At 35.2% G+C, this 13,012-nt stretch carries 14 protein-coding genes; all 14 read right to left on the reverse strand.

Annotated features, from left to right (window positions below; translation table 11 throughout):
• Position 1: 1 nt before the first annotated feature.
• Entirely contained in the window at positions 2–385 is a 384-nt protein-coding gene (locus F1847_RS04945; protein WP_150071983.1) for a response regulator, read from the reverse strand.
• A 5-nt stretch (positions 386–390) separates the two neighbouring features.
• Positions 391–1,140: a sigma-70 family RNA polymerase sigma factor gene (locus tag F1847_RS04950; RefSeq protein WP_150071984.1), complete on the reverse strand. Its 750-nt coding sequence runs from the start codon at positions 1,138–1,140 to the stop codon at positions 391–393.
• 18 nt (positions 1,141–1,158) lie between these two features.
• Complete coding sequence (locus tag F1847_RS04955) at positions 1,159–1,953, reverse strand: MinD/ParA family protein (protein WP_150071985.1); 795 nt, start codon at positions 1,951–1,953, stop codon at positions 1,159–1,161.
• Positions 1,954–1,972: 19 nt separating this feature from the next.
• Positions 1,973–2,968: a hypothetical protein gene (locus F1847_RS04960; protein ID WP_150071986.1), complete on the reverse strand. Its 996-nt coding sequence runs from the start codon at positions 2,966–2,968 to the stop codon at positions 1,973–1,975.
• Positions 2,969–2,978: 10 nt separating this feature from the next.
• Positions 2,979–5,051, reverse strand: a complete 2,073-nt coding sequence (gene flhA / locus F1847_RS04965) for a flagellar biosynthesis protein FlhA (protein WP_150071987.1) — start codon at positions 5,049–5,051, stop codon at positions 2,979–2,981.
• 4 nt (positions 5,052–5,055) lie between these two features.
• Positions 5,056–6,126: a flagellar biosynthesis protein FlhB gene (gene flhB, locus F1847_RS04970; RefSeq protein WP_150071988.1), complete on the reverse strand. Its 1,071-nt coding sequence runs from the start codon at positions 6,124–6,126 to the stop codon at positions 5,056–5,058.
• A 16-nt stretch (positions 6,127–6,142) separates the two neighbouring features.
• On the reverse strand, positions 6,143–6,925 hold the full coding sequence (gene fliR, locus F1847_RS04975) for a flagellar biosynthetic protein FliR (protein WP_150071989.1): 783 nt from the start codon (positions 6,923–6,925) through the stop codon (positions 6,143–6,145).
• A gap of 8 nt (positions 6,926–6,933) precedes the next feature.
• Complete coding sequence (gene fliQ, locus F1847_RS04980; RefSeq protein ID WP_150071990.1) at positions 6,934–7,203, reverse strand: flagellar biosynthesis protein FliQ; 270 nt, start codon at positions 7,201–7,203, stop codon at positions 6,934–6,936.
• Positions 7,204–7,219: 16 nt separating this feature from the next.
• Positions 7,220–7,918, reverse strand: coding sequence for a flagellar type III secretion system pore protein FliP (gene fliP / locus F1847_RS04985; RefSeq protein ID WP_150071991.1), 699 nt, complete (start codon positions 7,916–7,918; stop codon positions 7,220–7,222).
• The gene (locus tag F1847_RS04990; RefSeq protein WP_150071992.1) at positions 7,908–8,159 is read right to left on the reverse strand and encodes a flagellar biosynthetic protein FliO; all 252 of its coding nucleotides are present in this window, start codon (positions 8,157–8,159) and stop codon (positions 7,908–7,910) included. Before F1847_RS04990 ends, fliP begins: the two co-directional genes overlap by 11 nt.
• 3 nt (positions 8,160–8,162) lie before the next feature.
• Positions 8,163–8,672 (reverse strand): flagellar motor switch protein FliN, encoded by a 510-nt coding sequence (gene fliN / locus F1847_RS04995; protein WP_150071993.1) that lies wholly within the window; start codon positions 8,670–8,672, stop codon positions 8,163–8,165.
• Between the two features lie 19 nt (positions 8,673–8,691).
• Positions 8,692–9,672: a flagellar motor switch protein FliM gene (gene fliM, locus F1847_RS05000; protein WP_150071994.1), complete on the reverse strand. Its 981-nt coding sequence runs from the start codon at positions 9,670–9,672 to the stop codon at positions 8,692–8,694.
• A 2-nt stretch (positions 9,673–9,674) separates the two neighbouring features.
• Positions 9,675–10,169, reverse strand: coding sequence for a flagellar basal body-associated protein FliL (fliL, locus tag F1847_RS05005; protein ID WP_150071995.1), 495 nt, complete (start codon positions 10,167–10,169; stop codon positions 9,675–9,677).
• 358 nt (positions 10,170–10,527) lie between these two features.
• Positions 10,528–12,954 (reverse strand): phage tail tape measure protein, encoded by a 2,427-nt coding sequence (locus tag F1847_RS05010; RefSeq protein WP_150071996.1) that lies wholly within the window; start codon positions 12,952–12,954, stop codon positions 10,528–10,530.
• Positions 12,955–13,012 lie beyond the last annotated feature (58 nt).

The following is a 13,012-nucleotide window of genomic DNA, read 5'->3' on the forward strand; positions in this document are numbered from 1 at the left end:
ACTATCCTCCTAAGACTTTTTCTAATTTTTCCTTTAAAGTTTCAGGAGTAAAAGGTTTTACTATGTATTGATTAACCCCATGTTTAATAGCCTCGATAACATTATCCTTTTGTGCCTCAGCCGTAACCATCACAAACAAAATGTCTTTTAAATTAGGGTCATTTCTCACTGCTTTTAATAAATCAAGCCCACTCATCTTAGGCATGTTCCAGTCAGAAATGATAAGGTCTATCTTTTCTTTCTTAAGTAAATCCAAAGCTGAAGTGCCGTCGTCAGCCTCAAAAATGTTTTTAAAACCTAACTGGGTCAAAATGTTTTTTATAATCTTCCTCATCGTAGCAAAATCATCTACTACCAGAACTTTAAGGTCTGTGTTTAAAGACATAACCCTTAACCTCCTGTTTTAGGTTGGTTTAAAATACTTCTAAGTTTAATTATAGCTTGGTTGTGAAGTTGGGAAACTCTACTTTCTGTACACTCTAAAACCTTGGCGATTTCTTTCATCGTTAACCCTTCATAATAATAAAGGGCTAAAACCAAACGCTCCTTTTCGGTAAGGTATTCTAAAGCCTTTTCAAGCCCCTCTTGAAGCTCTTTGAGAGAATACTTTTCAAAAGGATCTTCCTTAGTATCTCCTATAAATTCAAAAATATCTTCTTCTTCTAAGTCTGGCATCTTTTGTTTAAAACTTTGAATGTCTATGAAAGTAATGCCCTTTATGTGTTCTAAAAACTTGTGATATTCCTCTAAACTAAGGTTCATAGCCTGGGCGATTTCTCCTTCTTCTGGCATTCTTCCTAAATTTTTATATAAATCTTTTACTTTATTTTCTAATTCATCTATTTTATCTCTTATACTTCTTGGTATTATATCTATTTTTCGAATTTCATCAAGCATAGCCCCTTTAATTCTAAATTCAGCAAAAGTCCTAAACTTTACTTTCTTAGTTGGATCATAACGATGATAAGCCTCTATCAAGCCTATAACTCCTACAGATACCAAATCTTCTTTGCTTATTACTGGCTGTCCTTGAAAAGCATATCTATTAGCCCAGTAGTTAATAGTAGGCAAAAACTCCTCTATTACCTTTTCTAAAGGGGGTTTTTGATAAAGTATTTTATTGATGATTTTAGGGACCATAAATCATCCTTTCCTTCTTTATCCTAAAGAAACTACCCTTTCTAAAAAAGCCTCTAAACCTTGAGAGGCTTGTGGGTTATACTTCATAAGTTTATAGGCTATTTCTTTAATCTTTAAACTACAAGGTTTTTCAGGACATAACAGGAGATAAGGGATTTGAGACCTGATGGCTTTTTTTACGCATTCATCATATGGGATACCACCAAGATAAGAAAGTTTTATTTCTGGTAAAAACTTTTCTTGGACATAAAGCAATTGTTGATATATTTTCTTTCCGTCCTCCTCTTGGTTTATCATGTTGACCACCAAGTAAAAATCTTTGATACGATGTTTTTTATAAGCTACCTTTATCAAAGCATAAGCATCGGCTATAGAGGTTGGTTCTGGAGTACAAAGGACTATCCTTTCTCCCCCTAATAAAAAGAAAAAAAGCACGTTTTCTGAAATACCGGCTGAAGAGTCAAAAATTAAATAATCATAGCCTTTAAAAGCCTCTTCCATCTGTTCTTTTAACAAAAGTTTTTGTATAGAGGTCAGATGGGTAAGTTCTACCACTCCAGAGCCTGCTGGTATGATATCAAAGTTGTATTCTGTGGGGTAGATGATATCCTTTAGGCTCATCTCACCGTTAAGCACATATCTTATGTCATACTTAGGGGAAATGCCCAGCATCACGTCTACATTAGCCAGACCAAGGTCTGCATCAAAAATCAAAACTTTTTGTTGAAGCTGAGTTAGTGATAACGAAAGGTTTATCACAAAACTGGTTTTACCTACCCCACCTTTTCCGCTTGCAACAGCTATGCTTCTCATAAAACCTCCAACTCTTTTTTTATTCAAAACCTCTTAAAAATAACTTTATTAAAATTTCTTCTTCAGCTTTTACAAGGTCTTCAGGCACCCTTTCTCCATTGGAAATAAATGTTAAAGGAGGAAGGTTACTTTCTAACAACCAAATTATAGGTAGGCTGTTTTTTATCTTATCCGTAAAGGTTAAAAAAATTCCCTCTACTGGAAGTTTTTCTATCTTTTCCCACAACCTTAACCCAAACTCAAAATGTTCAGTAGCCTTAACTACCCATTGGAACCTCAAAAAAGAGAGAGCTTGCGAAAGTTCTTCTAAATCCAATATACTAAATTTTTTATTAATTCCCGGAGTATCAACCAAGATGTAATCATATTTACTTAAACTTTGGGCTATCTCTTTAAAATCTTCTATGTCTACTATGTCAAAATCTATCTCTAAAAGTTCGGCTAATCTTTTGGTTTGAAAGGCTCCGCCTATCTTATAGGTGTCTAAACTTAAAACTAACACTTTGGCTTCATATTTGTATTTATACCAAACGGCTATTTTAAAAATGTTAGTAGTCTTCCCTACACCACCTTCTCCTATGAAAACCTGATACTTAGAATGAGGAACTACCCCTTTTTCTTTAATCTTAGTAGCAATATACATGGGAAGGTCCATGTTTTTTTCTACCATATCCTTAGCAATAAAAGCCGGTATCCCTTTTTCTAAATATTTTAAATAAGTCGCATCTTTTAGCTGTGGATTTAAAACTTCTTTTAAAAGCTCTTTAATTTCTCTTAAATCATTTTTGAGTTCTTCATCTAAGGATTTAGTAAGGTTATGAGATTTTTTTTCTTCTTTAACAGCTGAAGGAACCAGTATTTCGGTTTCTTCTATGGCTGCAGTAATCTCAAAAAAATCTCCTTCCTCAGTCTTTACCTTTTCTGAGCTTAAAATAACCGCATCCTCTCCAAACGCCTTTTTCACCTGATTTAAGGCTTCTAAAATGGTTTTGCCTCTAAACTTTTTAATTTTCATTTTTTATACCTTATTCTCTGACTATTTTAACTACCTCTAATACTTCTATCTTAACCTCAAACGGAATTTCTGCCTGCGAAATAACCGGAACATAATAAAGACTTCTTTCTATTAATTTTCTAAGATGTCTTCTTATAGTAGGACTACAAACTATAGCAGGAACCAAATTTTTCTGCCCTGCCCTTTCTACGGCCTGGGTTAACGCTGCCACTACTTTGCTCCCTATCTTAGGGTCTACCATCAAAAATACCCCTTGTTCTGTTCTTTGAAGAGCCTTTCTTAAGGCTTCTTCTATATCATCTCCTACCACTACCGCCGGCAGAGTTCCGTTTACTAAATAAGGTTTAACTATATACCTGTTTAATTTTTGCCTTACATATTCAGTCAATACGTCAGGATCTTTGATGGCAGGAGCATAATCACTTATTGTTTCAAAAATGGTAACAAAATCTCTCAGAGGGATCCCTTCTTTTATCAAGTTTTGTAAAACCTTCTGTATTAAAGTTAAATTAGCATTATTTAAGCATTCTTCAACTATTTTGGGATAATATTTACTTATATTATCTAAAATTCTTTGTACTTCTTGTTTGGTTAAAAATTCGTCAGCATATTTCTTTACGACCTCTGAAAGATGGGTAGTTATAACCGTAGAAAGGGTAACTACAGTAAAACCGGACATTTCTGCTTCTTCTTTTTGGTCTTCAGGAATAAAATATGCGGTCATACCAAAGGTAGGTTCTTTAGTAGGAATAGCCCCAGGAGGGGGTGGTAGGTCAGGAGAAGAAGGAAGGGCCATGAGATAATTAGGCATAAGCTCTCCTTTAGCCACCTCTACCCCTTTTATCAGGATGACATATTCTCCAGGCTTTAGACTGAGGTTATCTCTTACATGGACCGAAGGTATTCTTATCCCTAAATCCTGAGCAAGATGTTTTCTTAAATTTTTAATTCTTTCAAGTAAATCCCCTCCTCTGTTTTCATCCGCAAGATAGATTAAGGCATACCCTAACTCTAAGGCTAAAAGTTCTACTGGTCTTATCTCCTCTAATTCCGAAGGAGGAGAAGGAATGGCCTCTTCTTTAGTTACCTCTTCTAACTCTACTTTTTGTTGATTTTTATAAGCTAAATAACCTAAAGTAAACAGAATAACGCTGAACATAAAAAGTGGTAAAAAAGGTATCCCTGGTATCAAGGCTATAGCCAAAACTATCCCACTTGCCAACCAAATAACCTCTGGTTTGTTAGCAAACTGCATAACCAAATCTTTTCCCAGTCCTGCCTCTGCTGCCGCACGGCTTACCAAAATACCTGCTGAGGTAGAAACGATAAGTGCTGGAATCTGAGATACTAAGCCATCTCCTATAGTTAGGATAGTATAAGTCTTAGCAGAGGCTCCAAGGTCTAACCCTTTTTGCAATGTCCCTATCAGTATCCCTCCTATGATGTTAACAAAAGTAATGATAAGCCCGGCTATAGCCTCTCCTCTTATAAACTTCGAAGCACCATCCATCGCTCCATAAAAATCTGCTTCTTTAGAGATTTCTTCCCTTCTTCTTTTGGCTTCTTTTTCGTCTATCAATCCTGCGTTTAGGTCTGCATCAATGGCCATCTGTTTCCCAGGCATGGCATCTAAGGTGAACCTAGCAGCTACCTCAGCAATCCTACCTGCTCCTTTGGTAATTACTACAAAATTTATCAACACCAAGATTAAAAATACGATAAAACCAACAATATAGTTTCCTCCTACTACTACCTCTCCGAAACTTTTGATGATATAACCTGCGGATACCGTTCCTTCATGACCTTTAAGCAAAATCACTCTGGTAGTTGCGATATTCATGGCTAACCTAAAAAGGGTAGTTAAAAGAAGAAGTGCTGGAAAACCTGTAAAATCAAGAGGTTTATTAACCTGCATCGTCATGATAAGAATTAATACCGAAATAGAAATATTAAGGCTTAAAGATAAATCTATAAGATAAGGAGGTAGGGGAAAAAGCATTATCGCAAAAAGAACAACTATCCCTAAAACAGCAAATAAACTATATCTGTCTGGAAGATTTTTAGCAACTAAGCCTTTTTCCATTTACCTATACTACCTTTTTATTTTTTAGTTTGTATATATAAGCCAATACTTTAGCTACCACCTGATACAGTTCTTGAGGAATGTATTCTCCTATATCTACCTTTTCATACAGAAGCCTTGCTAAAGGTGGGTCTTCATAGATAGGAACTTTGTTCTCTATAGCGATTTCCTTTATTTTTTGAGCAAGAAAGTCTTTTCCTTTGGCTACTACCTGTGGAGCTGGGGCCTTCCCAAATTCATATTTAAGGGCTACAGCATAATGGGTGGGGTTGGTAATAACCACATCTGCTTTAGGCACCTCTGCAAGCATCCTTTTTCTTGCCATTTCTCTTTGTTTTTGCCTGATTTTAGCCTTAACCCATGGGTCTCCTTCTGTTTGTTTAATTTCTTCTTTTAATTCTTTACGGGTAAGCCTGAGCTTTTTTTCTAAATCCCAACGGGCATAAAGCCAGTCAAGAATTCCTAAAAAAACGAGCAATATTAAAAGCTTAGAAACAAAGTCTTTTAAAAATATCTTAAAGCTAAAAGCCAAATACTTAGGGTTGACCCCAAAAAGTTTTAAAATATAAGGAAAATACTTCATCACGATAAAATAAGAAACTCCTGCTATGATAGCAAGTTTAAGGATAGATTTTATTAATTCAAACACCGCTGTAAGAGAAAAGAGTCTTTTAAAACCTGAAACGGGATTAATCCTCTCAAAATTAAACCCGATGGCTTGAGAAGCCAAAACTCCACCCCCTGTCTGCAAAAGGTAAACCAAAATCACTACCAAGCAAAGTATAAAGAAAAAAGGTAAAAGAACCTTCCCTAAAGTTTTTAACAAAAAATGTGCCAAATAAACCAAAAAAGGAAGGCTAAATTCTGTATAGTAGCTATTTAAACAATGATAAAAAATCAAATAAAACTGCTGAAAAAATAAAAAACTTAAAAGCATAAAACCCAAGAAGCCTGTTCCTAAAACCGCTACAGAAGAAAGTTCGCGGCTTTTAACAATTTGTCCTCTTTTTCTAGCCTCTTCTCGCCGTCGAGGTGTAGGCTCCTCTGTCCTTTCTTCAAAAGGCTCCTCAGGCATATTCTCTTACCTCTTTTTACTGTTGTTTAAAATATAAAAGTACACCGTTTAAGGTGTTAAAATAATCTTTGATATTAGGAACCAATATTTTTGGTAATAAAACCAGCATAAGTCCTAAAAAAATCAACCCTATACCTATGGTTAAAGGGAAACTTATAAACATGACGTTTATCTGAGGGATTAACCTTCCTACAATCGCAAGGCTTATATAAACCAACATCATAAGCACCATCAAAGGAGCAAGAAACCTTATTCCCAAATCAAACATCAGTTTGCTTTTTTTTATTATCAAAAGTCCAAGGTTTGTATCTAACCAAAAACTGCCAGGAGGGATTTTTTCAAAACTGTAATAGACAAAACTAATTAAGTAATGGTGAAAATCAAACACAAAAAAGACAAAGAGAAAGATGATATAAACAAATTGAGATATCACAGGCAAGCTAAACCCTGAGAGAGGATCGATCGTCTGGGTAATCCCAAACCCCATCTGATAGCCTACTAATTCGCCTCCTATCTGTATACCTGCTAAGATAATCCTAAAAACAAGAGAAATCATAAAAATAAATAAAAAATCAGAGATAAGAAGCAAAAATAATTGATAGGCGTTGTAAAAAAACGGAATATTTCCTTTAACTACCGGAGTTAAGGCCAATCCTAAAACCAAGGAAAGGGCGATTTTACTTTTGGTAGGAAAATAAACCGCCCCAAAAACAGGAAAAAGAATAAAAAGTAGTAGTATTCTATAGAAAACCAAAAAAAACAAGAAAACTTGTTTTTCAACAAGATCTAAAAGTTCCATATTTTCTATCAATTAATAAGGTGTGGAATGTTTAAAATCAAATTTTCAGTAAAATTGGTTAGTTTTTTTAACATCCAGGGTAAGGTTAAAACAAAAACCACTATCATAGCTAAAATCTTAGGAACGAAAGTAAGGGTCATTTCTTGGATCTGAGTAACCGCCTGTAAAATACTAATAACCAAACCAACTATCAAAGCTGTAAGCAAAAAAGGACCAGAAACTAAAATACAAAGTTTAATTGATTCCTTAGCCAAAGTCAAAATAGTGGCATCTGTCATTTTATTAACACCTCCTTTAATGGAAACTTTTTACCAAAGACATTACCAACAAGTTCCAACCGTCAACCAAAACAAACAACAAAAGTTTTATAGGAAGAGAAATCATCATAGGTGGAAGCATCAAAACACCCATAGAGATAAGAACGCTTGAAATTACTACGTCTATTATCAGAAAGGGAATATATAGTAAAAAACCTATCTGAAAGGCTGTTTTAAGCTCGCTTATCATAAAAGCCGGCACTAACGTAAAAAAAGACACATCATCAGGTGTTCTTGGACGCTCTTCCTGTCTTAATTTAATAAAAAGAGCTAAGTCTTTTTCTCTGGTGTTTTTAAGCATAAAATCTTTAAAAGGTTTCTGTGCCCTTTCTAAAAATTCAGTATCTCCTATCTGTTTGTTTAGATAAGGGACAAAAGCTTCTTGATATACTGTTTTAAAGGTAGGAGCCATGATAAAAAAAGTTAAAAAAAGGGCTAAGGAAAGCAAAATCTGGTTAGGTGGGGTCTGTTGGGTACCTATAGCATGTCTAAGTATTGAAAATACTACCACCAAACGAGTAAAAGAGGTTAACATCAAAAGAAGGGCTGGGGCTACAGACAAAACAGTAAGTAAAATAAGCACTTGTAAAAGAGTAGACACTTGTTCAGGACTTTTAGCTGCCTCAACTCCTATTTTTACCGTAGGCAAAGCTATGGCTACCAAACTAACCATCATGCTTTATCTCTCCTAAAAGGTTAAACCCTTTGTCTGAATATCCTACCAAAAACTTTTTGCCTTCAACCTCTATTAGCAAAATCTGTGCCTTATAGTTAATAGGTTTAACAGCTAAAACCTTAATTGGATTTTCTGTCGTATTTTTGACAGTATATTTTTTATAAAAATGAAAGGCTATTGGAAAAAGGCTTAACACTAAAAGCAAAATTCCTAAGCTTTGTAAATAATAAAACCATTCCATGGGTTAAGACCCTAATTTTTTAATCCTATCTTGGGCGCTTATGATTTCCGTAATCCTTACCCCAAACCTTTCGTTTACCACTACTACCTCTCCTTTAGCCATAAGTTTACCGTTTACATAAACCTCTACAGGTTCTCCAGCAAACTTGTCTAACTCGATAATAGAACCTTGGTTTAGTTTAAGCAGGTCTCTTATCAACATTTTGTTTCTGCCAATTTCTACCGAAATTTCTAAAGGTATGTCTAAAATAAACTCCAAATCTGGATGCAAACCACTTCTTTGGACAGGGCTTAGTTCTTCAAAACTTGCAGGTTGGGTAGAAGGTCTTTCTTTGATTGAAGGTTCTTTCGTTTGAAAAATTTCTTGCGGGGTTTCTGGAGGAGTTTCTTCCTTAGTTTCTGAACCTCCTACTTGTGCCTCTTTTAAAGCCTCCTCCCACATAGCCATTAAATCTTCAGGGCTAAGGGTGGATTCTTCTTGAGGACTTCCATTGATTTTTTCTTCTTCAGCCATTTATGTTCCTCCTAATTTCTTATTTTTCGGTATCTTCCGAAGATAAAAATCTATCTACCTGAATAGCAAGGTGGTTTTTAAAAACCCCTAATTTACCTAAAATCTTGGGAACTCCTTCTATAAAAACCTCTACAGGCTCTTCTATCTTTTTATCAAGGACTACTACGTCTCCTACTTCAAGATTTACCAAATCTTCTAAGGTGATAGTCCCTTTACCTAAAAGAGCTTTAAGTTTTACTTCACTATTAAGGATATAGTTTTCTAAATTCTTTTTCCAGCTTAAGTCTACATATTCCTCTAACTGATAGGGAGAATAGAGCTTATCCTTTATCGGTTGTAAAGTACTTAAAGAATAGCAAAAAAGAATTTTTCCGCTAATAGACTCAAGCTCCAAGGTATAACCAGTCACAACAACAGTTTCTTCTGGCATAAGAACCCTTGCAAACTGAGGGTTTACTTCTCCTCTGATATATTTAGGTTTAACAGGATAAATGTTTTTCCAAGCTTTTTCTAACTCATGGAAAACAAGGTCAACCACCTTTTTAAGCAATCTCTGTTCTATAGGGGTAAACTCTCGGCCTTCAACCTTAATATGTTTTCTTTCACCACCTAAAAACCTTTCGATAAAAAGAAAGGCTAAGGTAGCGTCAATGATAAGAAGAGCTTGTCCTTTTAAAGGTTCTAACTTAAAAATATGAATAGAGGTAGGCACAGGAATTTTGTTTAAAAAATCTTTAAATCTTTCCATCTGAAGAGGAAGGTTGGAGATGTCTAACATTTCTCTTAAAAGGGTAGAAAGTTGCATTCTTAAACTTCGAGCCAACTGCTCATTAATGACCTCAAGCCCTGGAATTTTAAGACGGGTAGAAATGGTGTAGTTTCTAAAGTCAAAAGGCTTAGTCTTTATCTCTTCTTTAGTCTCAGGAGTGGTATCTATCTTACCTTCAGAAAGACCTGAAAGCAGGGCATCTATTTCGTCTTGGCTAAGTATCTTTTCCATAACTACTCCACTATGTACTGGGTTATATAAATAGCCAACACAATTTCCTCTCCTAAGGCCTCGTTTATTTTAACTAATAAATCTTTTTTAATCGCCTCTTTAGCATCAGGCTGCATAACCTCTTCTGGGGTTTTACTACTAAGATAGGTAATGATTACATCCTTTATCATCGGTTCTTTAACCTTAATCTCTTCTTCTGCCTTTTTATCAGCAACCCCAAAGGCCAACCTTACCTGTAGATAGCGTTTACCTGTAGGGTCTAAAAGGTTTACCACTACCGGCTCCAAAGGATAAATTACTTTTACTGCCGCACTTTCTTTTTTAGCCTTTTTACCTCCCTCCTTTTCTTCGCCCTTTTTACCCATCAAGAATAAAACCACCCCAGAAGCAAGGGCTATCACTAATAAACCTACTACCAGAAACAGCAAAAACTTTTTTTTACCTCCCTTTTTTCCAGCCTCTTGTTTTTCTGCACCTTCTTTAACCTCTTCTGCCATAAACCCCTCCTAACTTTTTAAAATTTCTATCAAATTTTATGCCTAAAAATAGAGCGTAAAAACGGTAGTTTAACCCTCTAATATGTCAAAATTTTAACAGATTTGTCAAAAAACAAAAGGATAAAAGATAAAGATAACGTTTTAGAAGTTATAACTAAGAATTGATGTAATTTTTCAGGAAAACCGAACGGGTGTCAAGGGTTGTGAGACTATCCGGGACTAAGTGGGACTATCTGGGACAGCTTGATTTGTAAGGGATTGGTCAAAGAAAGTTTTTTGCAAGTTTGCAGTTGTTCGGTTTTTGATACAAATTTGTTCGGTTTTTTTTGATACAAATTGAATTATAGTCGTTCGGTTTTTAGTAACGACGCCTTTCTCTTTCATAATTGATACGCTGTAAGGTTCTTTCAATGATGTTTCGAAGGTCTGTAGCTATAGTTTCTTTTTCTTTTTCGGTGATCGTTCCATGTATTACAAATTGAATAGACCCGATATGAATTGTAGGACCAGTAAAGGTTGCTCCAGCAGGCTTTACAGGTTCAAGGACTTGTTTCATTGCAATAAGTAGAGGGGATGGTTTGATTGCTTCTGCAATAGTTTCAATAAACTTAATGCGATGAAGATCGCTTAGTGGACCTTCTTTTGCTGGACTTGAAGGGAGAAGATTTCTAATTTTTTGGACGATGTTTTTAACTTCTTCTATTGGCTTAGTAGCAACGGTTTTTATACCTTCCCAAAGGCTTTCTATAATTTTTTTCCCTGCTACAAAAAGGTCAATACCCATCACATACTGGACAAGCTTTCTAAGAGCCATAATAGGGGCTGTAATGGGATTAACATATAAAAAAACTTCTAAGACTTTTTTCCAATTTGCTTTTAACCAGTTCCACACTCCAGATAAAGCTTTGCTTATTTTATCCCAGTGTTTATAGACGAGATATCCTGCAGTAATGAGTGCTACTATACCTGTTATAATGAGAAAAATTGGATTTGTAATTAAAGCCAAACTAAAAGCTCTTACTGCAACTACTGCAGAACGAAAACCAGAAATTAATGCCCTTAAACCAGATAAAAAAGAAGCCCATACATAGCGTGCCATAACACCCATAAAGTGTAGTAAAGCTGTAGTTTTAGCTTTAAGAGCAGAAACTGCTTGTAAAATTGAAAATTTTACTTTTAAAAGCCAAAAATCAAAGGTTTTAAGCCATGTTATTCCTGCTTGTCCTGTTATTATCCATTTAAGGAAAGCTATTGAATTTTGTAGTAAAGCTCCTGTTAAATTTTTTACTAAATTTATTCTCATCAACCACAAAGCTGAAGTAAAAGCAAGACTTAGAAGTTTTAATGCTGTTCCCAAAACAAGAGAGAAGGTCCCAACAACTGCAAGAAGACTTACAAATCCACCTATAGTGTAAGCAAAAACTGCTGAGAGGGTTTTATGTTCGTTTATAAAATCTGCCACTTTCCCAAGCACATTATTGAGAAAATTAAATATTTTAATCAAACCAGGAGCTACGAGAGAACCAAAAATAGCTGCAACTTGAGTTAACGTCCCCTGCAGAGACTCCCACACATTGGCAAATGTTTGTAAAGTTACGTTAATTCTTTGTTGTAAAGATGCTTGTTCTTCCATTTTTTTTGCCATTTCTTCAAGTCCAGAAAATCCCCCTTCTTTTATTTGTTCTCGTAAGGCTGTATATTCCTCTGGCTTTAAAGTATTTTTAATAGTTTCTAAATAAGCAAGGGCTTCTTCTTTGGATTTCACGAGAAGTGGAACTATAGCACGCATGCCTTCAGCATCAAATAAAGTAGTCAAGATTTTCATTCGTAAGAGAGGGTCTTGTATAGCGGAGAGTCTTTCTCGAATAGTAATTAAAAATTTTTCTAATTGAAATGCTCCCCTTTCGTCAAAAAAATCTTTGACAGAAATTTGAAGATCTATACCTTCTTTCTTTTGTAATTTGCTAAGATTTTCTTCAAGTTTTGATATGTTTTGTAAAACAGAACGTATCGATGTACCTGCTGTTTCACCTTTGATACCAAATTGTTTAAGCGTACCAATCCAAGCAAACATTATTTTAGATGCATTTAAACCTGTTACTCCGAGTTGATTAAGCTCAGAAGAAAAATATTTAGTTGAATAAGCAATTTCTGAAAGTTCTAATCCAGAGGCAAATTTGAGCCTTTGTAGTTGATCTACAAAGGCGGAAAAACCTTCTGCAGGTATTTTGAACGCATTAGCAAATTGTTGCATATATTCTGCTACTTGTTCTGGAGAGGCTTCTCTTTTAAATAATACCCAAGCATAGCTTGCTGCTTTTAGTCCACCACCTACTATTTTTTCAATGTCCATCCCAGCAGATTTTAAGGCTGTAGCTACACGATAAAAATCCGTTGCACTACCAGGAAGTCTTACTCCAAGCTCTTCAATTTGCTTGTTTAGTTCTTCAATTTGTTTAGGTAGCCCTTCTTTTGTCATGAAGGCAACTTCCATTTCCACTCTTGCTTGTTCCATTTCTGAAAAGCTATGTATTGCTTTAGTAAAACCAGCAAGTGGAAGAGCGGTTGCTTGAGCCATCTTTGCAGTAAAATCTTCAAACCTTTCTGAAAATTCCCAGAGAGCTTTCGGGTCAAAAGCTTTACGAAGTGTTTCTTGGAAAGATTTTAACTTGTTTTGTGTTTGTTGAAGTTCGTGATTAAACCTTGAGACGTTCTCTTTTAATTCAAAAAGCTGACGAGAAAAGTTATCAATAAGTTGTAAAGCTATGGCAATTTTAAAATCCATAGTATAATATCCTTATGCCTTTCGTTTTTTTACTTGGATTATACGTCCTGGTAGGATA

This window comes from Thermodesulfobacterium sp. TA1, from assembly GCF_008630935.1.
In the GTDB taxonomy this organism is placed as follows: Bacteria; Desulfobacterota; Thermodesulfobacteria; order Thermodesulfobacteriales; family Thermodesulfobacteriaceae; genus Thermodesulfobacterium.

Bases quoted from the DNA above. Each gene is read 5' to 3' on its own strand.
- F1847_RS04945 (WP_150071983.1), bottom strand. From the start codon at position 385: ATGTCTTTAAACACAGACCTTAAAGTTCTGGTAGTAGATGATTTTGCT.
- F1847_RS04950 (WP_150071984.1), bottom strand. From the start codon at position 1,140: ATGGTCCCTAAAATCATCAATAAAATACTTTATCAAAAACCCCCTTTA.
- F1847_RS04955 (WP_150071985.1), bottom strand. From the start codon at position 1,953: ATGAGAAGCATAGCTGTTGCAAGCGGAAAAGGTGGGGTAGGTAAAACC.
- F1847_RS04960 (WP_150071986.1), bottom strand. From the start codon at position 2,968: ATGAAAATTAAAAAGTTTAGAGGCAAAACCATTTTAGAAGCCTTAAAT.
- flhA (WP_150071987.1), bottom strand. From the start codon at position 5,051: ATGGAAAAAGGCTTAGTTGCTAAAAATCTTCCAGACAGATATAGTTTA.
- flhB (WP_150071988.1), bottom strand. From the start codon at position 6,126: ATGCCTGAGGAGCCTTTTGAAGAAAGGACAGAGGAGCCTACACCTCGA.
- fliR (WP_150071989.1), bottom strand. From the start codon at position 6,925: ATGGAACTTTTAGATCTTGTTGAAAAACAAGTTTTCTTGTTTTTTTTG.
- fliQ (WP_150071990.1), bottom strand. From the start codon at position 7,203: ATGACAGATGCCACTATTTTGACTTTGGCTAAGGAATCAATTAAACTT.
- fliP (WP_150071991.1), bottom strand. From the start codon at position 7,918: ATGATGGTTAGTTTGGTAGCCATAGCTTTGCCTACGGTAAAAATAGGA.
- F1847_RS04990 (WP_150071992.1), bottom strand. From the start codon at position 8,159: ATGGAATGGTTTTATTATTTACAAAGCTTAGGAATTTTGCTTTTAGTG.
- fliN (WP_150071993.1), bottom strand. From the start codon at position 8,672: ATGGCTGAAGAAGAAAAAATCAATGGAAGTCCTCAAGAAGAATCCACC.
- fliM (WP_150071994.1), bottom strand. From the start codon at position 9,672: ATGGAAAAGATACTTAGCCAAGACGAAATAGATGCCCTGCTTTCAGGT.
- fliL (WP_150071995.1), bottom strand. From the start codon at position 10,169: ATGGCAGAAGAGGTTAAAGAAGGTGCAGAAAAACAAGAGGCTGGAAAA.
- F1847_RS05010 (WP_150071996.1), bottom strand. From the start codon at position 12,954: ATGGATTTTAAAATTGCCATAGCTTTACAACTTATTGATAACTTTTCT.